The following is a 21412-nucleotide window of genomic DNA, read 5'->3' as shown; positions in this document are numbered from 1 at the left end:
ATCAAACTGCGCACGGCTTGAGCACGTGCCCCGGGAACCCGCCTGGAAGCCACCCAGGCATGACGAAGGCCCCCGCAACACCCGTATTTCCGGGGTTGCAGGGGCCTTGGCCATCAGCGGTGACGGAGGGATTTGAACCCTCGTTGGCTTTGACACCAAACATCATTTCGAGTGATGCACCTTCGGCCGCTCGGACACGTCACCAGCGCCAGAAGCCTAGCTGAGGCCACATGGGGCATCAAAATTGTGGTGTCACAGCTGGCCCATGACCTTCCGGCCCCACACCTCCGCCACACACCCACAAAGTGGCCACTTCACCGTCCCCGCTGATCCCTGAAGAAGTCACGAATCAACTGACCGCATTCGGTGGCGAGCACATCCCCATGGACCTCCGTCCAGTGGTTCAGCGCGGGATTGCGCACCACATCCAGCACGGAACCACAGGCTCCCGCTTTGGCGTCCCAGGCACCAAAAACCACCCGCGGGATGCGCGCCAAGACGCTGGCGCCGGCACACATGGCGCACGGCTCCAGGGTCACCACCAGCGTGCAGTCGTCCAGACGCCAGCGTCCCAGAGTTCGAGCCGCCTCCCGTAGCGCCAGGACTTCGGCATGGGCTGTGGGGTCGGCGTCGGCCTCCCGGCGGTTCACTGCACGGCCCACCACGGCGCCGTCGTGGTGAATGACAAGGGCCGCTATGGGCACGTCTCCGGTGGTCAAGGCCGTGGGGGCCAGGTCCAGGGCGGTGAGCATCCACCGTTCGTGCTGTGGGGAGGGTGAGGTGGTACGCATGGATGGCTTTCTGGGGTGGAGGTGTGGGGCGGGAAGGGGTGCGGCTCTGATAATTTTGCGGCATGCGCGTCACAGTTCTGGATCACCCTCTTGTTGCCCACAAACTTACGGTTCTGCGGGATCGCTCCACACCCTCGCCGGTGTTCCGCCAATTGGTGGAGGAATTGGTGACGCTGATCGCCTATGAAGCCACGCGTGAGGTGCGCGTGGAGCCTGTGGAGGTCACCACACCGGTCGCCACCGCCACCGGCACCGCGCTGAGCACCCCGCGGCCACTGGTGGTCCCGATTCTTCGCGCCGGATTGGGCATGCTGGAGGGCATGACCCGTTTGGTCCCGACGGCGGAGGTCGGCTTCCTGGGCATGGCCCGCAATGAGGAAACGTTGGACATCGTCACCTATGCCGAGCGTCTGCCGGAGGATCTGCGTGGCCGGCAGGTTTACGTTCTGGACCCCATGCTGGCCACGGGTGGCACGTTGGTGGAGGCCATCAAGTTCCTGCGCAAGCGCGGTGCCTCCGAGGTCACCTGCCTGTGCCTCTTGGCTGCACCGGAGGGCTTGGAGGCGCTGGAGGCCAAGCTTGACGACGACGACGTTCACGTGGTCTTGGCGGCTGTGGATGAGCGGTTGGATGAGAAGGCTTACATCATTCCCGGTCTGGGTGATGCGGGTGACCGCCTGTACGGAGTTGTTGACTGAGCCGATTCGGCAGCACTGACTGCTGCCGCCGCTGTGTCGGTCCGTGAACCCCTGCGCCTGTATTGGGCGTGGGGGTTTTCGTATGGGGGCATGAGTGCATCTGTGCCGGGAATGGGTAAGAGTGAGTATTTAAACCTACTCATGCGTATCTCAAATAATGAGATCAAGGTGATTCAATCGGCAACTTATTGACCGGCATCAATTCGTTTGCTAGCTGCGGCCGATGCTCCCGAAAGGTTGAAAAAGCCCCCTGTTCGTCCGCAACTAGGTGATACCGCGAGGCCCACTAATCGCATTTTTGGACGAATTGCGGAGTTGTCCCCAACTTTGTGAGGCGTATATCTCATTATGTGAGACCGCTTGCACATTGTTACTTGCTCATTCTGGTGGTTAAGCATGAAGATAGAGGCGTTGCATTCAGTGAGCGTTCAGGTTCCGGTGGCGAAAGCTGCAACAAGGAACGTCTGGCTTGTGGGAGAGACTTGGACAGCCTGCGCACGCACCGTGCAGCACCCATGCACTGGCTGGCCTTGAGGCTGGCCTGCGGCGGATTCCACGTGGAGTCCCGGAACTTGAGGAGCAGTTATGGCGGGTGCACCCGGCTACGTTCACATTTCGCAGCGCAACCGCGCCGCAGCGGTTCGGCATCAAGCCACCCTGGGGGAGGGCCTACTGCTGGGGCAGCGGCCCGCAGTTGGACCCACCATGCGCTCCATGGTCAACGGTGCGCCCGGGGAGGTGCAGGCAGATCGTCGCCTGACCCCGCGCGAAAACGCCACCCCAACGTCGGGCAATGAGGCCCGCGGATTCGTGCTCTACGTTGGCCTGGATGAGAGCAAGGCAGCAGAGGACGGCACCACCTTGGTGGAGGTTGTGCGGCACCTGCGCCGCGCCGTCGCTGAGATTGCCCCCCAGGCAGACACCTACGCGGCCGTGGCTTTGGCTCAAGCCGGTGCGGAGGGTACGGATCTGCAAGTGGTCCGCAATGCGCTGGGCGACCCCACCTCCGGTTACCAGCGTCCAGAGACACTGCTTTCTGCGGGGGTTGCCGAATCCGAGCCGCGGGCTTCGCAGTCAGTGGGCGTCTTGATTGATCTGGCGCGGCGGGAAGTGCTCCTGGACGGTGATGTCTTGAACCTCACCTACAAGGAGTTTGAACTGCTCAACTACCTGGTGGAAAACGCAGCACGTACCGTCGGCCGTGGTGAACTGATCGGCAGCCTGTGGTCGGACGCGGAGGACGTACCGAATGAGCGCACGATTGACGTTCACATTCGGCGTCTGCGTTCCAAGCTGGGACGCCTGGCCAACACCGTTCGCACAGTCCGGGGGCAGGGGTACCGCTTCTACGACCACCCCGAAGTTGTGGTGTGGGCTGCCCCCGAATACTCCATCTGAGGACTGTGTAGCAAGCAGGAGCGCACGGCGCCCTGTGCCCGTGAGAACATGGCGGCATGAGCACTGGAGCTGATTCCCCACGCCATGACGAACGTGTGCTGATTTTGATGCGCCATGCCAAGGCTGGGGCCGGATGGGGCGTTGACGATCACGAGCGCTCGCTGAGCCCTGACGGGGAAGCTGATGCACCCGTGGCAGGTCAGTGGCTGCTGGACAATCACCTGGTCCCGGAAATGATTTTGTGTTCCTCGGCCTTGCGCACCCGGCAAACCTGCACGTGGGTGTCCTCCGAGCTGGGTGAGCTGGCTCCTACGGCCAACTTGTCTGATCGTCTGTATGAGGCCTCAGACGCCCAGGTACTTGCCGAAATCAACGCTGTGCCGGACTCCGTGCGCACCCTGATGGTCATTTGCCACCAGCCCGCGGTTCAAGATGCGGCCATACGCCTGGCGAGCGCGGATTCGGACATGGACGCGGTCATGGATCTCTCCGGCGGGTATCCCACCAGCGGATTGGCCGTCTTGCGTACACAGTGCAGCTGGTCAGAGCTGGACGGTGCAGATGCTCGGCTCACGGATTTTGAAGTCCCACGCGGTGAAGGCTCCTGGTGAGCGCAGCCAGCTAGAGGCGCCTGAAGCCACTCAGCCGTTGACTTCCCACTGATTCGCCGAGTTCCCACGTCCTGGGCGGTGATCTGGCAGCCAGATGGGAAGTGAGCAAAACGGCCTGCCCCGGATCACTCCAGGTCAGGCCGCACATGAAAAGTGCGCCACGCTGCGACGTTCCCAGGGCTCACATCCGAAGTAAAACTGCACGGAAGCACCGTCATGCGAGCGACCGGCGACCTTGGCGTGGTCTGCCGATGCGTATGCGCTTCCGGCTGTTGGAGGAGACATCCCAAGCAATCCACCCTCACATCGCGTTTGTAGACTCTCGAACAGAGCGCGCCCTGCAGGCTGCAGACATGGCCACGTACATTTAGAACAGGTGGCAGACAGTTGAGGAAAGCGATGAAAGAGCCCATGCGCAGAAGTAACGACTTTGGGGAATCTTGAGCGAGGCGACTCATGGCCGCGTGGTTGAGCCAGGACATGGCCGTGACGCACGAAACCCCACTCGGTGGCGGGGGTTCGGCAAGGCGGGAAGTCTCCTTCCTGCGGTTACTAATCTACGGCCTGTGCACCCTGGCTGACGAGTAACCGCGTTGACTCACCCTGGACTCACGCGGGCACTTTGAGATGAGTCAACGAAGCACTCCACGCGGGCATCTTAGATGAGTCAACGCGATGGCTTGTGCCCAAGAGGTCGTGGTGCCTACCATGGCTACTGGTAGCTAGGGATGAAACAGTTCCCCGAGCGCCGATTCGAGAAACCCACACCTCACTGGTGTGGGTTTCTGCGTTCAGGAGATCGTAACTACATGTTGCTCGCTTACATTGATGAGATCGGTGAACCAGGTGCTTTCGTCGCGCCTGATCATCGTCGGTTCAACACCAGCGCAGCCTTCGGTTACGGAGGCTTCGTGATCCCTGACGGGAACGCACGTGAGTTCGGTGCGATCTTCCAGAGAGACAAGAGCGCTCTCTTTCAGGGAGAGGCGCAGAAGGCCGAGCACCCCGGGCGCTGGGAACGCAAAGGTGCGCAGATCTTCCGCCCAGCAACACCCGAACGATATCCGCAGCAACTGCGCGTCTTCGATTCCCTCGTGAAGACCGTTCATGAGTGTGGTGGGCACCTGTTCTACTACGCGGATGAGAAGCCGATTGGAACAGACAAGCAGACAAATCTGAATCCGGCCAACCGTGAGCGGGAGGCCATGCGGGAAACCTTGAATCGCTTGGCTCGCCACGCCGATGGGGTGATGGTCATCATCGACCAGGTCAATGAGAAGACCAGGGCTGAGCGGCTCCCTGACATGTACGGCCACATCTTGGGGCGAGCGGGTGAGTACCGAGAGATGCGGCGTATCGTTGAGCCGCCCATGCATGTGGATAGTCAGTTGAGTGCGAACATTCAGTTCGCCGACTGCGTTGCTGCCTGTGTCAGCAGGGCAATCGACTACCAACTGATCCAGACCTCGAAGTATCAGTGGGTCACTGATGAAGCCAAGCTCAAGCAGGTCCGAGGGTCATTCACTCATGAGTCGAAGCTGCACCTGCACCAAAGATCCATCCAGGACTTCAACCACTCCGAAGTATTCAACCGAGCGCGACGCCTTTACCCGACCCCTAAGGGGCAACTCGTGGCGACGTGGATTGACTCGGCTGCCGGTCGCAAGATGCGAGCCATGGCTGAGAAAAACCGGCACTCATGATGACAAGCTTCGCCGCGGCTCAAACGAAAACGCGGGGTAAACGTGGGATCGCCCGAGTTCTTGGGCCACATGCAAAATGGCCTGACTCGGATCGCTCCAGGTCAGGCCGCACATGAAAAGTGCGCCACGAGGGATTCGAACCCCCAACCTTCTGATCCGTAGTCAGATGCTCTATCCGTTGAGCTAGTGGCGCATGGTTCATGCAACGCATTGCACAAACCAACATTCGCGTGCCCTTGGCGCCGCGAACAGGTGATTACATTACGCCCGTTGGGCGCGGTCGGCAAATCGAGGAGCTGAGTTTCCGGTCAGGATTCTGCTTGCCCGCGCCGCCAGTAGCCCATGAAGGACACATTGGATTTGGGGATGCCTGCGGCGTCCACGCACAGGCGGCGCCAGGCTTTTACGCTGGCGGCCTCCCCGGCCAGGAACACGTAGGTGTCTCGTTCTGCCTCTGGGTCCGCCACCTCCCACATGAGCTCGGGGTCCGGGGTGGGAGTGGTCATGACTCGCCCCGGGCGGCGTCCGGCCAGCACATCAGCCACGCAGAAGGTGGGGAGATCCAGCACATGCGCCAGTTGGCGGACGGAGCCGGTGCCGTGCGGACCGCTTTCGGCGCGTGCCAGTGCGTGCACCCTGACCGGCGCGGCAGCCTTCCGCACCCCACGGTCAGCTACACCGACGACGGCGGGGAGGTCAGCCGTCGTCGGAACTTCCAGAATCACGTCCACACGCTCCGCGGTACCTGTGGCCTCCAACTCTTCAACAATGGACAGCAGGGCCGGTGCCGCAGTTTCATCGCCAACGGCCACAATCCGACGAGCCCGGCCCGGTCCCCAGGAGGTCCAGGCAGGTTCATTCGGCCCCGGGCCCAGGATGAAAACGGTGGAGCCTGCAACAGCGTTGAGAGCCCACAAGCTGCCGGGCCCATGGTCTTGGGCATGCACCACAAAATCCAGGGTCAGTTCCGGGACGGTTCCACCCTGCCAGGGGATCCATCGTGCGGAACGGGTCGTGTAGGTGCGCAAGAAGCCGCGTTCTTCTTGGGGCTGGGCAAACCAGGCGCGGTAGCCCATGGCGATGTTGGGCCGGGTGGGTGAGGCGCCGTGTGGTGGCACCAGCAACTTCACGTAAGCATCGCTGCACGTCAGTGGACTGGAGGATTCGGAGCCGACCAGTTGTGCAGAGAAATTGGCCAGCTCAGGCCCTGCCACCCGAATCCGCCGGAACGTGGGGGAGAGCTGCTGCACACCCGTGACGGTCACCTGTGCGCAGACAACTTGTGGGCCGGCGGAGGTGGCCGTGCCGGTTGCAGTTTCGGTGGTCATCTCAGCTCCCATTCCCAGTCGGCTCCACATGTTCCGTCCATGTCAGTCCCACACGTCCCGGCTGGTCAGCGGAGGGCTGCAGACTGCACCGACCGCGGGGCAGGATCACGGGGTGGCCCTCCGTGGGATCTTGAAGGACGTCTGCCTCCAGGTCAAAAACCTCCGCCAGGGCAGCGGGGGTGAACACCTCCTGGGGTGTACCGGTCAAGACCACTCGGCCATTTTTCAGGGCGATCACGTGGTCAGCCACTCGGGCAGCCAGGTTCAATTCGTGCAGCACCGCCACCACGGTGGTCCGGCTGCCGTCCGGGCGTTTCAAACCGCGCATGAGATCCAGCAGTTCCACCTGGTGAGCCAGATCCAGGGCGGCAGTGGGCTCGTCCAGCAGGACCGTGGGGGTGTCCTGAGCCAAGACCAGCGCGATCCAAGCTCGTTGACGTTGTCCACCGGAGAGCTCATCCACGGGGCGGTCGGCAAATTCGCCAAGGTTGGTCAGCTCCAGGGCGCGGGCGATGGCGTCGTCGTCCCCGGGGGAGGGGGCGCCCCACCAGCGGCGGTGGGGATGACGCCCGCGGGCCACCAGATCCAGGACTGTCAAACCCTCCGGGACCACGGGGCTTTGGGGTAGCAGGGCCACCTGGCGTGCATAAGCCTTGGGTCGCAACTCGCGCAGGCCCGTGCCCTGGAACTCGATGGTCCCAGAATGTGGTGCCAGCTGGCGGGAGAGGCCCTTGAACAACGTGGACTTCCCGGACCCATTGGCGCCGATCAGCACCGTGGTGCAGTGCGGGTGAATGCTGAGGTCAACATCACTGACAGCCTTGCGGTTGCCGTAGGCCAGTGACAGGCTGCGGGTGCGAAAAATGGGTTGGGTCATGACTGCCTTCCTCGCCGCATCTGCACCAGCAGCCACAGCATCACCGGTGCGCCAATGGCGCCCGTGACCACACCAGCGGGCAAGCGGGTGTCGCCAAACATTTCAGCCCCCACCATGTCCGCGGCCACCACAATCAGCGCGCCAATGGCGCCGCTGGCCAGTACGGAAATTTTCCCGCCACGCAAAGCTGCGGCAATGGGGGTGGACAGCAGGGCCACAAAAGCCAGCGGCCCGGTGGCGGCGGTGGCGACGGCGGCCAACACCACTCCCAGCGCCAGCGCGGCCGTCTGGACCGCACCCGGGTGTGAGCCCAGTCCAACTGCAAGTTCTGTGCCCAGGGAAGCCGGGCGCAGTGCTTGATGGAGAAACACGGCCGAGGGAACGGCCACCAGGAGAACCAGCGCCACCAACACCAAACGATCCCAGGTGGAGGAGTTCAGAGATCCCACGGTCCACACGGCTGCTGACTGCGCACTCTGGGTGGTCAACCGGGCCATCAGGCCCACAACCACGGCCTGGGCAAGAGCAGCCACCCCAATACCGGCCAGCAGGAAACGTTCCCCCACAATTCCCGAACGGCCTGTACCTGAGCGCAAGGAGGTGGAGGCGGCGGCAATCAACCCGGCGGCTGTCAGTGCACCGGCCAACCCGGACCAGGCCAGGCCGGAACCTGCGGCCCCCCAAAAGTACATGGCTGCCACAGCCCCTGCGGCGGCACCAGCATTGATCCCCAACACATCGGGGCTGGCCAGTGGATTACGCAGAACCGAGCGGAACAGGGCACCTGAGATTCCGAAAGCCAGTCCCGCAGCTGCACCCAGCAGCGCTCGCGGGAGTTTGTCTTGCATGACAATGAAGGTTGCCCCCGGGATGCGTTCCCCGCCCAGAATGCGGAAAAAATCAGGGATGGTGACCGTGTACTGCCCCAGGAGGACACGCACGGCCATCATGGCGAACACGGCAAGACCCAGGAGGATCAGCAGCCGTAGGTGGCGGCGGAAGTTGCGGCGACGCAGCACGTGGACATCGGTGGCGTTCACAGGGTCATCCCCTTCCCACGGCGCAACAGGACCAGCAGCACCGGCACACCCAGCACCACGGTGGTGACCCCCACGTAAATCTCCTGCGGGGGAGCCACCACGCGACCCAGCGTGTCCGCGATCAGCAGCAGGGCAGGGCCCAACAGGAGGCTCAGGGTGATGATCCAGCGGTAGTCCCCACCCACCAGACGGCGAATGGTGTGGGGGATCAACAGCCCCACGAATGCAATGGGGCCGGCCACTGCGGTGGCCGATCCAGCCAGGATCACCACTCCCAGGAACACCGTTGCGCGCTGCAACCCCAGATTCACCCCCAGCCCATGGGCAAGGTCATCGCCCAACGCCATGGCGTTCAAACCGGAGGCACCCACCAGAACCAGGAGTACGCCTGCCAGAATCAGCGGAGCTGCGGTCAGGAGGTCAGTGGTGTCCGTACGCGCCACAGAGCCCACATTCCAGTAGCGGTAGCGCTCCAGCACCGCTTGGTTGGTCAGTACGACGGCGGAGGTCACCGCCACAAACCCGGCGTTCACCGCAGCGCCGGAGAGGGTCAGTCCAATCGGGGTGGGTGCCCCGCCTCCTATCTGGGAGATGCCGAACACCAACAGCGCGGCCACGGTGGAGCCCAGCAGGGCCGCCAGCGCGATCTGCCAACTGGTGTGAATCCCCAGCCATCCGAGTCCCAGGACCACACCGGCCGCAGCGCCCGAGGAGAGGCCCAGCAAGCCGGGATCGCCCAGTGGATTGCGGCTGACCCCCTGCATTCCAGCACCAGCCACCGCCAGGGCAGCCCCCACCAAGATGGCCGTGAGCGTCCGGGGGATGCGATTGAGGACCACAGCCGTGTCCATGTCCGCAGAGGCCCCGGTGTCCTGACCCATCAGGATTTCGGGGACGCGGGCCAACACGGCGCTCACGGTGCTCGGGTCAATGCTGCGTGAGCCCCAGAACAGCGATGCGGCCGTTGCGGTGATGACAAGGATCACCGCAACGGCCAATGTGACCCACGGAGTGATCCGCAGGGGAGTGCTCATGCCGCGGGACTAGCGCTTTCCGAGGCCGGGCTGGCACTTTCGGAATCTGGGCCGGCGCTCGCGGAATCACTGAGAACTTCAGCAATCTGCGGCACCACGTTCTCAATGGCCCAGGGGATGCTCAGCGGTGATGCCGCGGAGACGGACAGTGTTTCCTGGCCATCGGTCTGCAGCACCAGATGGTTGTTGGCAACGGCGGGGATCTTGTTCAGCAGCTCATCTGACTCAATGGCCTGGCGAACGTCCTCATCGGTAGCCCAGGAAACCAGGACATCGGATTCCAGCTCATCGGCACGCTCGGGGGACCATCCGATGAAGAAGGCGGACGGGTCCGCGCCCTCTGCTTCCACAATCACGGGAGCCTGCTCCATGCCCAGAGACTTCAGGAAGCGTGGACGGTTGTCCACATCCGTGTAAATGCTGATCTGTTCCTCTGCGGAGGGGTCCACCGTGCCGTAGATGAAGGTTTTACCTGCCAACTCCGGGTTGTCATCAGCTGCCTGGGACAGCTGATCCTCCACGGAGGAAATCAAGTCTTCGGCCTGTTGATCGCGGCCCAGAGCCTCACCAATGATGCGCGTGGTCTCATCCCACGGGGTGCCGTAGGGGGCGGTGTCCTTGGGGGGTGCAAGGGTGTTGGCGATCTCGGAGAGGCGGTTGTAATCCTCCTCCGTCATGCCGGAGTACACGCCCACAATGAGATCTGGCTCGGCGGCGGCAATGGCCTGGAAATCCAGTCCGTCGGTCTCGCTCCACTTGGTGGGTTCTTCGCCGCCGTTCTCTGCCAGGGCGTCGTCGAACCAGTCCGTTGATTGATTCGCATTGCCACCAAAATCTGTTGCGGCCATGCCCACGGGGACCACACCGAGTGCCAGCACCACGTCCTGATTGACCCACGCGATGGTTGCCACTCGCTGGGGTACCTCTTCAATGGTGGTGGAGCCGTAGGCATGTTCGATGGTGCGGGGGAAATCCCCCGTGGCGGCAGTCGTGGCGTCGTCGTCGGAGGAGCCGGTTTGGCACCCGGCCAGTGCCAGCGCACCGAATGCGGCAAAGCCGGTGAGCGCCGAACGCCGGGAGAAGGAAGCAGCGGTCATCCGCTGCGTGCTGCGCTGGAACTGCGAGTCGGTCATGGCAACCCCTGTGGTTGGAAAACGTGAGAAGGATCGAAACGTTAGGTTAGGCGAGCCTAACGTTCTATGCGATCACCATAGAGCGTGATCAACCACATACGCAAAACGAATGTGACCTAATTCCGATGGGCGTTACCTCCCCCGTTCTGACAAGGATCGGAGCGCCAGCGGGCACGCCTGCTGGGTGCCGAACCGGCGGTCACAGTGGCCGTTTGTCACCGGGACGTGACGGAGGGAACAGGTAGAGTTGCATCACACCAAAGTTCGGCCAGCTCGACTCCAGCGCCCGGCAGGGTGGGGGACCTCAACGGTGAGGTTTGAGAGGTGGTTTGACAAACGCACGGCCTCAATGAGGAGACACGTCCATGGCTCAGAAGCCCACCGACACACAGAATGAACTCTCCGCAGAGGCCCAGAGGGGACTGGATCAAGCCCCCACAACCCACCAGCGCGTGCTGGAGTGGGTGCGTGAAATCGCTGAGTTGACTCAGCCGCAACGCATTCACTGGGTGGACGGTTCTGAGGCAGAGTGGAAAACACTGACTGATGAAATGGTTGAGTCTGGCACCTTGGTGCGACTCAACCAGCAGGAGTTCCCCAACTCCTTTGCTGCTTTCTCCGATCCTGACGATGTCGCCCGGGTTGAGGAACGCACTTTCATCTGCACCAAAACGGCCAAGGGTGCAGGCCCCACCAACAACTGGGAAGATCCCCAGGAGATGAAGGAGATCTTGCGGGATCGCTTCCGGGGTTCCATGCGTGGACGCACCATGTACGTGATTCCGTTTGTGATGGGTCACCTGGATGCAGATGACCCCAAATACGGCGTGGAGATCTCTGATTCGCCCTACGTGGTGTGCTCCATGCGGATCATGGCCACCATTGGCACGGACGTTCTGAAGAAGATGGAAGCCACGGACGCCTTCTTTGTGGAGTGCCTGCACTCCGTGGGAGCGCCACTCCAACCGGGGCAAGAGGACGTTGCCTGGCCGTGCAATCCGTCCAAGTACATTGTGCATTTCCCGGAGGACCGGGCCATTTGGTCTTTCGGTTCCGGATACGGCGGCAACGCCCTGCTGGGCAAAAAGTGCTACGCACTACGCATTGCATCCGCCATTGCCCATGACGAAGGCTGGTTGGCGGAGCACATGCTGATCCTGAAGATCACGGACCCCAACCAGTCCACCAAGTACATTGCGGCAGCTTTCCCCTCTGCCTGCGGCAAAACCAATTTTGCCATGATCGAACCCACCATCCCGGGGTGGAAGGCGGAGATGGTGGGAGATGACATCTCCTGGATTCGGTTCCGCGGGGATCAGGCCTACGTGACCAATCCGGAGGCCGGCCTGTTCGGTGTGGCTCCGGGAACAGGCTGGTCCACCAACCCGAATGCCATGAAGGCCATTGCGGCGGGCAACACCATCTTCACCAATGTGGCCCTCACCGATGACGGCGGCGTGTGGTGGGAAGGCATGACCGAGGAAATCCCGCAGCATCTGACGGACTGGAAGGGGCACGACTGGACGCCGGACTCCGGACGGCCTGCCGCCCACCCCAACTCTCGGTTCTGCACGCCCATCAAGCAGGCTGAGATCTTGGCCCCCGAATACGACGACCCCAACGGTGTGCCGTTGGCCGCCATTGTGTTCGGTGGCCGGCGTAAGACCACCGTTCCGCTGGTTTCCGAGTCCTTTGGCTGGGAGCACGGGGTGTTCCAGGGCGCCACGCTGTCCTCAGAAACCACAGCCGCGGCCAAGGGCGCAGTGGGTGTGGTGCGCCGCGATCCCATGGCCATGCTGCCGTTCATCGGCTACAACGCCAATGAATACCTCCAGCACTGGTTGGACCTGGGGGAGAGCCACGGCTCGGAGAACATGCCCAAGGTTTTTTACGTCAACTGGTTCCGCCGTACCCCGGATGGCGGGTTTGCCTGGCCGGGATTCGGTGAGAACAGCCGCGTGGTCGAGTGGATCTGCCGCCGTGTGGATGGCACCGCCGGGGGCGTGGAAACCGCAGTGGGTGTGGTGCCCACCCCGGATGATCTGAACCTGGAGGGCCTGGAGATCACCGATCAGGAGATCACCGCGGCCCTGGCCGTCAACGCGGAGGAGTGGGTGGCAGAACTTCCGGGGATCGAGGACTGGTTTGCCAAGCTCGGTGACGTCCCGGAGGTGCTGTTCGAACAAGCAGCTGGCCTCAAGCAGCGGTTGGGCCAGTGACCTCTCAGTGACCTCGCGGGGACGCCCAATCAGGGCGTGACCCGTGCTGTACCCCGCGATCAGCCACCGTTGGTTGCGGGGTACAGTACTTTGCATTGCTGAATGTGGCTGCCGCTGGGCAGCGTGGGGTGCAGCAATTTGGGTGCCCACAATTTTTCGGGGGAGAACAACTGGTGAGTGAACTTCTATCCGTGCGCGGTCTGGTCAAGAACCACGGTCAGGTGCGGGTCCTCAAGGGGGTCGATCTTGCGGTTGCCGCCGGCGAGATTGTTGGTCTGGTGGGCGGCAACGGCGCGGGCAAGTCCACTTTGATCTCAGTCCTGTCCGGGGCCACCCAGCCCAATCAGGCGGAGGTTCTTCTGGACGGTCAGTCCTACCGCCCCAGCAGCGACGACGACGCCCGGGAACGTGGCGTTGGCACCGTGCACCAGCGCTTCAAATTCAGTCAGAACCTCACGGTCCTGGGTGCGATTGCAGGCTTTGACCGTTCAATTCCGGAGGACCGGGCGGCTGCCGAGGCCACGGCGCGAGGCATCCTGGAGGAATCCGGGGTGCAGATTGCACCTGACGCCATGGTCAATGAGCTGATGCGCGCCGAGCAAGCCATCATTGGGGTGCTGCGATTGCAGTTTGAAGCTCCGCGTCTGATTCTCCTGGATGAGGTGGCGGCGGCCTTCAACGACCAGGAAGTGGCGTTGGTGCATGCTGTTGTGCGCCGATTGGCTCGGCAAGGCACGGGCATCATCTACATCACCCACCGCATTGATGAAATTCGCTCGCTTGCCGATCGGATCTTGGTCATGCGTGATGGCTTGATCAAAGATGAGTTCATCCCGCGTGAGGTCAAGGTGGACGACATCGTCTATTCGATGTTCGAGCGCCGTATCACGCAGCAGGGTCGGCCGGGCGCCGTCGAAGGTTCGCCAGAAGAGGTGCTGCGGGTGGAGGGTGCCTCCACGGCGTCGGGGCTGACGGATGTCTCCTTCGTCCTGCATCGCGGTGAGGTTCTTGGGCTCACGGGCCTTCGCCGCGCCGGAATGAGTGAATTGGTGGCTGCCCTGGTGGGATCTGGGGCAGCTGACTTCACCACCTTGCGCGTGGGTGGCCAGGACGTGACCATCAATTCCGCCGATGACGCCGTTCGGCTGGGCATCGGGTATCTCTCCGACACGGATGACGAGTTGGAAGCTGCACTGGAGGATTCCGTTGCACGGCGTCTGATGAAGGACGACTACGACCCTCACGCAGGATTTGCCCGGGAGATTTCCGCCCTGCGTGAGGTGGCGGCTCAGGTCAAGACGCTGCGGATACAAACCCATGACATCCAATCCCAGGTGGGGGATCTTTCCGGGGGAGACCAGCAGAAGATTGCGCTGGCCCGTTGGATGCGCACCGAATGTGATGTGCTGATTCTGAACCACCCCACACGCGGAATTGACGTGGGTTCCAAGGGCGATGTGTACGACATGCTGCGTGAACTCACCGAGCGCGGTACCGCAGTGCTACTGGTTTCCTCCGAGATGACTGAGCTGTTGCAGTGGTGCCACCGAATCTTGGTGATGCGCGACGGGCAGATTGTGGCCCATGAGCACAACGAGCACGCCACGGAAGACACCCTGATGAGCGCTGCTCTGGGGGAGGATTTCTAGTCTTTCCCCAAAACGCCAGGCCCGGTCCCGTAGTTACGGGGCCGGGCCTGGCGTTTGCCGTGGCGACCGAAATCAGAGGCTGATCTTGCGGGCCACGCCGGTGAGCTTGTGGCGGGCCAGGGCCAAGTTGGAGTTGTTGCGATCCAGCACCAGATACACGAACAGGCCGGAGGTGGCCTCCGTGTTGAGCACATTGATCAGGTGGTACTGGCTGCCCAACGTGATCATGATGTCCTCGATCTGGCCCTGGAGGTCAATCTCCTGCATGGTCCGCAGCTTGGCGCGCACCACATTGGAGTTACCGGCAGCGGCCACGTTCAGATCGAATCCCGGGTTTCCACCGGAGGCCAGGGCCATGCCACTGGAGATGTCTACGATTGCGGCACCGGTGGCGCCGTCGATTTGCAGAAGTTCCTGGATCGAGTCATCCAACTGAGACATGGTTTTGTCTTCCCCCTTGACATTGAGACACACAGAAGCGGGCCGCATGCAGGGGTTTGAGGGTTTGCCCCAAGCACCACAAGAACATGCGATCCAATATGAATTGTGGACTACTTGCGGGCCATGAATGGACCGACGGCGCCAACTGTCCGCTCAAGAGCGGACGGCCAGCGCCGTCGTGGTGAGGTCTCAGTTCAGGCTGTCACGCGCGAATGATGCTCAGGACATTGTCCCTGACCTGCTCCATGGAGGCTTGATCTGCGGCCTCCACATTGAGGCGCAGGAAGGGCTCCGTGTTGGAGGGGCGCAGGTTGAACCACCAGCCCTCAGCCTCAGAGGTGAAGGTGGTGCCATCGGAATCCTCGACCGTGACGCCTTGATCGTCGGCATAGGCGGCGCGTACGCGATCCACGGCACCCTTTTTGTCCTCGATCTCCGAGTTGATCTCCCCGGAAGCAATGTAGGGGGAGTAGCTGTCCATCAGTTCGCTGAGCGGGCGGTCCTGCTGACCCAGAGCCGCCAGCACGTGCATGGCGGCCAGCATTCCGGTGTCGGCATTGAAAAAGTCCCGGAAGTAGTAGTGCGCCGAATGTTCGCCGCCGAACACGCCGCCTTCGGAAGCCATCACGGCCTTGATGAACGAATGGCCCACGCGGGTCTTGACCGGGCGACCACCCCGAGCAGTGACCAGTTCGGGGACAGCCTTGGACGTGATCAGGTTGTAGATCACCACGGGTTGGTCTTCGCCATCAGCCTGGGCCCGGGCGATCTCACGCTCGGCCACAAGCGCTGCAATCGCGGACGGGGTGACAGGATCGCCGTTGTTGTCGATCACAAAGCAGCGGTCGGCATCGCCGTCAAAAGCCAGTCCAATGTCTGCCCCGTGTTCCACCACGGCCTTCTGCAGATCCACCAGGTTCTCCGGTTCCAACGGATTGGCCGGGTGGTTGGGGAAGGTGCCATCCAGCTCAAAGTAGAGCGGCACAATGTCCAGCGGGAGTTCGGGCAGAACGGTGTTGCCCAGCACGGCCGGGGTGGTTTTGCCACCCATGCCGTTGCCGGCATCCACCACAACCTTCAGGGGGCGGATTCCGGAGAGATCCACCAGCCCGCGCAGGAACTCGGCGTACTCCGTCAAAACGTCACGTTCGCTGACCGACCCCGGGTTGGCAACGGTGGGAACACCCTCCGCCAGGTAGGCCTGGGCGCGGTCGCGGATGTCATAGAGACCGGTTTCGGAGGAGACCGGTACGGCCCCGGCCTTGGACATCTTCATGCCGTTGTAGGCCGCGGGGTTGTGGCTGGCGGTGAAAGTGACTCCGGCTGCTTCCAGCACACCGCAGGCAAAGTAGAGCTCATCGGTTGAGATCAGACCAATTTTGATCACATCTGCGCCGCGAGCAGTGGCCCCCTGGGCAAATGCGTCCATGAACTCCGGGGAGGACGGACGCATGTCCCCGCCCACCAGGACCGTGGACCCAGCCAACTCCAGCACATCCACAAAAGCTGCGCCGGTGGCACGGACGGTCTCCGCCGTGATGGTGGTGCCCACGATTCCACGAACGTCGTAGGCCTTGAAGGACTCGGAAAGCTCAATTGTCATAGACCGAACCTTAGTTCACCGCTCCGTCAGTTCCCGTGTGATGCCCCAAGGTTGCGCGCAGCCATGCTGAGGTGTGCTGCACGTCGGGGGACAAAACCCGAACGGCGGCACCATCTGGGTGTGAATCGCACGGCAAACTGCGGTGATTTCCGCGCCACGGGGTCTGCACTCCAAGGAGCTGTGCTTCCATGGAGGCATGGCTGAGTTCTTTGCAACAACCGACCCCATCCAGGACTATGCGTGGGGTTCACGCTCCGTGCTGGCGCGGATGCAGTCCCGGGAGGTTCCGGCAGCCACCCCGGAGGCGGAACTGTGGGTGGGCTCTCACCCGTCAGGACCGTCGCAACTGAGCGTGGATGGTCGTGAGATCAGCCTGATTGACCTCTTGGCGGAAGACCCCCAGCGCCTGCTGGGCTCCCTGACAGCTGCTCTGGATCACGACGGCGACCTCCCCTTCCTCCTCAAAATCCTGGCCATTGACGCGCCCCTGTCCATTCAGGTCCATCCGTCTCCCGAGCAGGCTGAAGAAGGCTGGCAACGGGAGGAAGCAGCGGGAGTGGCCCTGACGGCGTCGTCGCGTAATTACAAGGACCGCCGGCCCAAACCAGAAATTGGGGTGGCCATCACCCGCGTTGAGACCCTCAGTGGGGTCCGTGGCAACGGTGAGCTGGCCGTTCTGGCGGAGGCCCTGGATCAGCAATGGCTGCGCGATGTCCTGGCCACGGGGGAACCGGTGCTACCCGCGGTCCTGCAGCTGCCGGCGGAACAGGCTGAGTCCGCTCTGGTGGATTTGCTGCACGCCGTGGAGAAACTGCCCACGCACGATGAAGTGGGGGCGCTGCTGCGTTACATCGCCGGTCGGCATCCGGGGGACCGCGGTCTGCTGGTGGCACTGTGCATGAACCACGTGGTGCTGGAGCCCGGGGAAGCCATTTTCACCCCGGCCGGACAACTGCATGCCTACCTGCGGGGTACCGCCGTGGAACTGATGGCGTGTTCGGACAATGTGCTGCGGGCCGGGCTGACCCCCAAACACATTGACGTGGCGGAGCTGTTGGCCATTGTGAATCCGGATCAGGAGGACACCGATCCGATTGACGTCACGGTGGCTCCAGATGGTCTGCGGCATTATCCACTGTGGGATGACCGGCTCAGCTTGGTCAGCGCCACGGTGGGGGATGGCAGCACCGCCAACTTCCCGCCCACCACGTGTGTGGTGCTGTGCACCGACGGGGAGCTGAGCTTGACCGTGCAGGACGGAGCGCAGTATCAACTCGGGGCTGGGCACTCGGTGTGGTGCCGCACGGATGGTTCCCCCATTGCAGTTGGCGGCACCGGCACGGCCTATGCGGTGGGCCTCAACGCCTGAAGCGGCCGGAGACAACACCTGAAGACAACACCTGAAGTGGTCTGAGACGCTGCTGCGGGCACCCACACTCCCCGCGCCGTAATGTGCTGATATGTGCCCTGCTCTCAGGTGGATAAGTGCAATCTGCACTTAATTCGGCTCTTGGTGGCATGCGAGTGTGGGGACGGTCACACTAGAGGTTCCTGAATGAAAGGGACCTTCCATGAGCATCACACGACGGCGTTGGGCTGCCGCCACGATTGCCACGGCATTCGTCATGGCTGGTTGCAGTGGCAACAACGGCGCGGAAGATTCGCAGGCCAGCGGTGGCTCAGGCGATTTTCCAACGCAGCCGATCAACTTGATCGTCCCCTATGCTGCCGGCGGCAGTGCTGACAGCACCGCCCGTCAACTGGCTGCGGTTGCCCAAGACACCTGCGGTGTCCCCATCATCATCCGCAACGCCACGGGCGGCTCCGGCCTGGTGGGCTTTGAAACCACCCTGGCTTCTCCCGCGGATGGCTACACCGTGGGCACCGCCTCCATTGAGCTGTCCATGCTGGGGCACATGGGAATTGGGGACATCCAACCCGATGACTACCAGGGGATCCTGCAATACAGCGAACAACCCGTGGTTTTTGGTGTTCCGGCGGATTCGCCGTACCAATCGTTGCAGGATGTGATTGACAGTGAGGATCGAATCACCGTTGCCACCAGCGGCACCGGCGGTATCTACCATCTGGGCTTTGAGTCCATGTCCCTTGCCGCAGGCATCCAGGACCGCACCGTGAACGTGCCGTTCGACGGCGCCGCCTCCGCTTTGCAGGCCGCGCTGGGGGATCAGACGGACATGGTTTCCGTGGGGGCTGCAGAAATGCGACCGCACATTGAATCCGGGGCGCTGCGGCCGCTGGCCATTGCCGGTGCCCCGGTGGACTACCTGCCGGAGGATGTTCCCACGTTGCAGGAGCTCGGCCTTGACTCGGAGACCACGGCCATCCTGGGCCTCTACACACCAGCCGGGGTGCCGCAGGATCGCGTGGAGATCTTGAACGAATGCTTCAACCAAGCCCGCGAGTCCGAGCAGTTCTCCAATTACATGGAAACCACGGGGCTGAATCAGCGCTACCGAGATGCTGATGAGTTCGATCAGTTCATGGGTGAGGAATATGACCGGTACGGAGAACTGATCAATGAGATTGGGATGGGAGGTCAACAGTCATGAGCAGTGACGTGAATTCAACCGATGACCAGCCCCAGGGTGGGCCGCTGGCTGACCGGGTGATTGCGGGTCTTGTGCTGCTGACAGCCATTCTGTTGTTGCTTTTCACCCTGGGTTTCCCCGCGCCGGTGCAGTCGGAGGACCCAGGAACGGCGGCCCTTCCACGGCTGGTGGGCGGTGGCTTGCTGATCTTGGGTGTGGCGCTGTTCCTGCGCCCGGAAACCGCCACGGTGGCGCCACCGCGGGGCGCCCGAGCACGCTTGACGGCCGTGGTGATTGCCACCGTGATCTTGGTGCTGGTGGTGGTGCCCTTGGGCTTCCCCATCACCATGGCCTTGTTCTTGGCCTTCACTCTGTGGCTCATGGGGGTGCGCAACCTGGTGGGACTGGTGGTTTACCCCATTGTTGCCTCCGCGTTCCTGTACTACCTGTTCGCCGAACTGCTTGATGTTTATCTTCCGGCAGGCATTCTGGAAGGACTCATCTGATGGAGAACTGGGTCATTGGTCTACAGGCCGTCTCAGACCCCACGGTCCTGTTGTTGATTGTGGCCGGTGTGCTGATCGGCATTGTGGTGGGTGCCCTACCGGGAATCTCGGCCACGGTGGGCGTTGCCATCTTGCTGCCGTTCACCTTTGTGATGGAGCCGCTGCAGGGCATGATGCTGCTGCTGGGGATCTATGGCGGCGCCGTCTATGCGGGTTCCATCCCCGCCATTTTGGTCAAAACACCCGGTACACCGGCCTCTGCGGCCTCCGTGGCCGATGGGCACGCGATGACCGTCAAGGGCCAGGCGAATCGGGCTCTGAAAGTCTCCATCCTGGCCTCCTGTCTGGGCGGCATCTTTGGTGTGATCGTGCTGGCGCTGATGGCCCCGGTGCTGGCCACCATCGCTTTGGGCTTTGGCCCAGCGGCGTATTTCATGCTCGCTCTGCTGGCCTTGACGGTGGTGGCCTCCGTGTCTGAGGGGCGCATGGTCAAGGGCCTGATCTCCGGTGTCCTGGGTGTTGGCATTGCCATGATTGGTCTGGACACCATTCAAGGTTTCCCACGTCTGACGTTCGGTTCCGCAGAGCTGACCGCCGGCATCAATTACATTCCCGTGATGATCGGGTTGTTCGCGGTTTCTGAGGCCCTCATCCAGTTTGAAGCCAAATCCAAACTGAAGCTGGACGTGGTCACGGAGAAGTTCAAGGCCTCTCTGTCCTGGCTGGCCAAGATTTCCCCGTCAGGGCTACTGGGCTCCGTGGTCGGATTCATCATCGGTGTCATTCCAGGCACCGGTGGAGACATTGGCGCTTTTGTGGCCTACAACGAAGCCAAGCGGGTGGCCAAGGACAAGTCCAAGTTCGGACGTGGTGACGAACGCGGCCTGGCTGCTGCCGAATCCGCCAAGAACGCCGGCACCGCCGGTGCCATGGTCCCCATGCTCACCCTGGGCATCCCGGGAGATGTGACCTCCGCGGTACTGATCGGTGCCATCACCGTCCACGGATTGCAGCCCGGTCCCAACCTGTTCTCCGGTGCTCCGGACCTGGTCTACGGCATCTTCATCGGATTCTTGATCGTTTACCTGCTGCTGTTGATCCTGGGCTGGGCCGGCACGGGGCTGTGGTCCAAACTCATTGAGCGTGTGCCCAGCAGCTACCTGTGGCCCTCCGTGATTGTGCTGGCAGTCATCGGCTGTTACTCCCTGCGCTCCAGTGCCTTTGACGTCCTGGTCATGGTGGTCTCCGCGCTGGTGGGCTATGTGATGGTCAAAGCCGGCTTCCCGCTGGCGCCGTTGATCATCGGCATGATTTTGGGCCCCATTGCAGAAGCAGGATTCCGCAGGGCCATGATCATTGAAGGGGACCTGTCCTGGGTGTTCTCCCCCTTGCCGCTGACCCTGTTGATCCTCACCCTGCTCTCCGTGGGCTTTGCGATCTGGCGGGAGATCGGACATCACCGGTCCATCACGGAAACCATGGGCCCTGATTCGCCGTCCACTACCAAATCGCCATCCAGCACGGAATCGCCATCCGGTCATGATGGGCAAACCACCGACCGGGACGCGCTGCAAGCCGCATCCACCCGCGGGTCAGCGAGCCCGGTGCCCGGCACCCGAGCACACCGTGAAAGTGACGCGGGAGTCTCTGGGGGAGGGGCGACGTCGTCCGAATCCTCGGGGGCGGATCAACAGCCCGAGCGCTCCACCTGACTGGTGTCAACCAACGGCCTGGTGCCCACCACAACGGTGGGCACCAGGCCGTTGCGGTGTGCAGACCAGCGGGAGGGTGATGACTTCCCCGTTGCGTTGAGAGGCGTAGATGGCCGC

18 protein-coding genes and 2 tRNA genes are annotated in these 21412 nt (G+C 62.4%); 10 read left to right on the top strand and 10 right to left on the bottom strand.

Annotated elements, in window-relative coordinates; genetic code table 11:
• Positions 1-117: 117 nt before the first annotated feature.
• Together Q4G32_RS07995 and tadA are read right to left on the bottom strand one after the other, a co-directional pair.
• A tRNA-Ser gene (locus Q4G32_RS07995) sits at positions 118-204 on the bottom strand.
• 110 nt (positions 205-314) lie between these two features.
• On the bottom strand, positions 315-791 hold the full coding sequence (gene tadA, locus Q4G32_RS07990; RefSeq protein ID WP_303350580.1) for a tRNA adenosine(34) deaminase TadA: 477 nt from the start codon (positions 789-791) through the stop codon (positions 315-317).
• 62 nt (positions 792-853) lie between these two features.
• Between tadA and upp the strand changes: the two genes are divergently transcribed.
• From upp to Q4G32_RS07970, 4 genes are all read left to right on the top strand, one after another.
• Positions 854-1489, top strand: coding sequence for a uracil phosphoribosyltransferase (gene upp / locus Q4G32_RS07985; RefSeq protein WP_303350579.1), 636 nt, complete (start codon positions 854-856; stop codon positions 1487-1489).
• A gap of 585 nt (positions 1490-2074) precedes the next feature.
• A complete protein-coding gene (locus Q4G32_RS07980; protein WP_303350578.1) occupies positions 2075-2887 on the top strand; it encodes a winged helix-turn-helix domain-containing protein in 813 nt (270 codons plus the stop codon).
• Between the two features lie 56 nt (positions 2888-2943).
• Entirely contained in the window at positions 2944-3498 is a 555-nt protein-coding gene (locus tag Q4G32_RS07975) for a SixA phosphatase family protein (RefSeq protein WP_303350577.1), read from the top strand.
• 809 nt (positions 3499-4307) lie between these two features.
• Complete coding sequence (locus tag Q4G32_RS07970; protein ID WP_303350576.1) at positions 4308-5201, top strand: DUF3800 domain-containing protein; 894 nt, start codon at positions 4308-4310, stop codon at positions 5199-5201.
• A gap of 120 nt (positions 5202-5321) precedes the next feature.
• Here the strand turns inward: Q4G32_RS07970 and Q4G32_RS07965 are convergent.
• From Q4G32_RS07965 to Q4G32_RS07940, 6 genes are all read right to left on the bottom strand, one after another.
• A tRNA-Arg gene (locus Q4G32_RS07965) sits at positions 5322-5394 on the bottom strand.
• Between the two features lie 115 nt (positions 5395-5509).
• Positions 5510-6529: a siderophore-interacting protein gene (locus Q4G32_RS07960; RefSeq protein ID WP_303350575.1), complete on the bottom strand. Its 1020-nt coding sequence runs from the start codon at positions 6527-6529 to the stop codon at positions 5510-5512.
• Between the two features lies 1 nt (position 6530).
• Positions 6531-7406 carry an ABC transporter ATP-binding protein gene (locus Q4G32_RS07955; RefSeq protein WP_303350574.1) on the bottom strand — a complete coding sequence of 292 codons (876 nt, stop codon included), beginning with the start codon at positions 7404-7406 and terminating at the stop codon, positions 6531-6533.
• Complete coding sequence (locus Q4G32_RS07950) at positions 7403-8446, bottom strand: FecCD family ABC transporter permease (RefSeq protein ID WP_303350573.1); 1044 nt, start codon at positions 8444-8446, stop codon at positions 7403-7405. The genes Q4G32_RS07955 and Q4G32_RS07950 overlap by 4 nt, the downstream gene beginning before the upstream one ends.
• On the bottom strand, positions 8443-9480 hold the full coding sequence (locus Q4G32_RS07945; protein ID WP_303350572.1) for a FecCD family ABC transporter permease: 1038 nt from the start codon (positions 9478-9480) through the stop codon (positions 8443-8445). The genes Q4G32_RS07950 and Q4G32_RS07945 overlap by 4 nt, the downstream gene beginning before the upstream one ends.
• Positions 9477-10613: an ABC transporter substrate-binding protein gene (locus tag Q4G32_RS07940; protein WP_303350571.1), complete on the bottom strand. Its 1137-nt coding sequence runs from the start codon at positions 10611-10613 to the stop codon at positions 9477-9479. Before Q4G32_RS07940 ends, Q4G32_RS07945 begins: the two co-directional genes overlap by 4 nt.
• Before the next feature lie 365 nt (positions 10614-10978).
• Here Q4G32_RS07940 and Q4G32_RS07935 point away from each other — a divergent pair, with 365 nt between their 5' ends.
• Together Q4G32_RS07935 and Q4G32_RS07930 are read left to right on the top strand one after the other, a co-directional pair.
• Positions 10979-12832: a phosphoenolpyruvate carboxykinase (GTP) gene (locus Q4G32_RS07935; protein ID WP_303350570.1), complete on the top strand. Its 1854-nt coding sequence runs from the start codon at positions 10979-10981 to the stop codon at positions 12830-12832.
• 173 nt (positions 12833-13005) lie between these two features.
• Positions 13006-14481, top strand: coding sequence for a sugar ABC transporter ATP-binding protein (locus tag Q4G32_RS07930; RefSeq protein ID WP_303350569.1), 1476 nt, complete (start codon positions 13006-13008; stop codon positions 14479-14481).
• A 72-nt stretch (positions 14482-14553) separates the two neighbouring features.
• On the opposite strand, the gene Q4G32_RS07925 is transcribed toward Q4G32_RS07930, so the two are convergent.
• Together Q4G32_RS07925 and Q4G32_RS07920 are read right to left on the bottom strand one after the other, a co-directional pair.
• Entirely contained in the window at positions 14554-14922 is a 369-nt protein-coding gene (locus tag Q4G32_RS07925; RefSeq protein ID WP_303350568.1) for a hypothetical protein, read from the bottom strand.
• Positions 14923-15124: 202 nt separating this feature from the next.
• The gene (locus Q4G32_RS07920) at positions 15125-16525 is read right to left on the bottom strand and encodes a phosphomannomutase/phosphoglucomutase (protein ID WP_303350567.1); all 1401 of its coding nucleotides are present in this window, start codon (positions 16523-16525) and stop codon (positions 15125-15127) included.
• Positions 16526-16721: 196 nt separating this feature from the next.
• Here Q4G32_RS07920 and manA point away from each other — a divergent pair, with 196 nt between their 5' ends.
• The 4 genes from manA to Q4G32_RS07900 all read left to right on the top strand — a co-directional run bounded on the left by manA (position 16722) and on the right by Q4G32_RS07900 (position 21295).
• Complete coding sequence (manA, locus tag Q4G32_RS07915) at positions 16722-17894, top strand: mannose-6-phosphate isomerase, class I (RefSeq protein ID WP_303350566.1); 1173 nt, start codon at positions 16722-16724, stop codon at positions 17892-17894.
• A gap of 202 nt (positions 17895-18096) precedes the next feature.
• Complete coding sequence (locus Q4G32_RS07910; protein WP_303350565.1) at positions 18097-19098, top strand: Bug family tripartite tricarboxylate transporter substrate binding protein; 1002 nt, start codon at positions 18097-18099, stop codon at positions 19096-19098.
• Entirely contained in the window at positions 19095-19583 is a 489-nt protein-coding gene (locus Q4G32_RS07905) for a tripartite tricarboxylate transporter TctB family protein (RefSeq protein ID WP_303350564.1), read from the top strand. Before Q4G32_RS07910 ends, Q4G32_RS07905 begins: the two co-directional genes overlap by 4 nt.
• A complete protein-coding gene (locus Q4G32_RS07900; protein WP_303350563.1) occupies positions 19583-21295 on the top strand; it encodes a tripartite tricarboxylate transporter permease in 1713 nt (570 codons plus the stop codon). Before Q4G32_RS07905 ends, Q4G32_RS07900 begins: the two co-directional genes overlap by 1 nt.
• Positions 21296-21412: the final 117 nt, after the last annotated feature.

It is taken from the genome of Kocuria sp. (assembly GCF_030538595.1).
Classification (GTDB): Bacteria; Actinomycetota; Actinomycetes; order Actinomycetales; family Micrococcaceae; genus Kocuria.
The sequence above is the reverse complement of the archived record's forward strand: the minus strand, read 5'-3'. Positions and strand labels throughout refer to the sequence as shown.

Excerpts from the sequence above, each read along its gene's own strand:
- Q4G32_RS07940 (WP_303350571.1), bottom strand. The coding sequence starts at position 10,613 with ATGACCGACTCGCAGTTCCAGCGCAGCACGCAGCGGATGACCGCTGCT.
- Q4G32_RS07935 (WP_303350570.1), top strand. The coding sequence starts at position 10,979 with ATGGCTCAGAAGCCCACCGACACACAGAATGAACTCTCCGCAGAGGCC.
- Q4G32_RS07970 (WP_303350576.1), top strand. The coding sequence starts at position 4,308 with ATGTTGCTCGCTTACATTGATGAGATCGGTGAACCAGGTGCTTTCGTC.
- Q4G32_RS07955 (WP_303350574.1), bottom strand. The coding sequence starts at position 7,406 with ATGACCCAACCCATTTTTCGCACCCGCAGCCTGTCACTGGCCTACGGC.
- Q4G32_RS07980 (WP_303350578.1), top strand. The coding sequence starts at position 2,075 with ATGGCGGGTGCACCCGGCTACGTTCACATTTCGCAGCGCAACCGCGCC.
- Q4G32_RS07900 (WP_303350563.1), top strand. The coding sequence starts at position 19,583 with ATGGAGAACTGGGTCATTGGTCTACAGGCCGTCTCAGACCCCACGGTC.
- Q4G32_RS07910 (WP_303350565.1), top strand. The coding sequence starts at position 18,097 with ATGAGCATCACACGACGGCGTTGGGCTGCCGCCACGATTGCCACGGCA.
- Q4G32_RS07920 (WP_303350567.1), bottom strand. The coding sequence starts at position 16,525 with ATGACAATTGAGCTTTCCGAGTCCTTCAAGGCCTACGACGTTCGTGGA.
- Q4G32_RS07905 (WP_303350564.1), top strand. The coding sequence starts at position 19,095 with ATGAGCAGTGACGTGAATTCAACCGATGACCAGCCCCAGGGTGGGCCG.
- manA (WP_303350566.1), top strand. The coding sequence starts at position 16,722 with ATGGCTGAGTTCTTTGCAACAACCGACCCCATCCAGGACTATGCGTGG.
- Q4G32_RS07960 (WP_303350575.1), bottom strand. The coding sequence starts at position 6,529 with ATGACCACCGAAACTGCAACCGGCACGGCCACCTCCGCCGGCCCACAA.
- Q4G32_RS07925 (WP_303350568.1), bottom strand. The coding sequence starts at position 14,922 with ATGTCTCAGTTGGATGACTCGATCCAGGAACTTCTGCAAATCGACGGC.
- Q4G32_RS07945 (WP_303350572.1), bottom strand. The coding sequence starts at position 9,480 with ATGAGCACTCCCCTGCGGATCACTCCGTGGGTCACATTGGCCGTTGCG.
- Q4G32_RS07975 (WP_303350577.1), top strand. The coding sequence starts at position 2,944 with ATGAGCACTGGAGCTGATTCCCCACGCCATGACGAACGTGTGCTGATT.
- tadA (WP_303350580.1), bottom strand. The coding sequence starts at position 791 with ATGCGTACCACCTCACCCTCCCCACAGCACGAACGGTGGATGCTCACC.
- upp (WP_303350579.1), top strand. The coding sequence starts at position 854 with ATGCGCGTCACAGTTCTGGATCACCCTCTTGTTGCCCACAAACTTACG.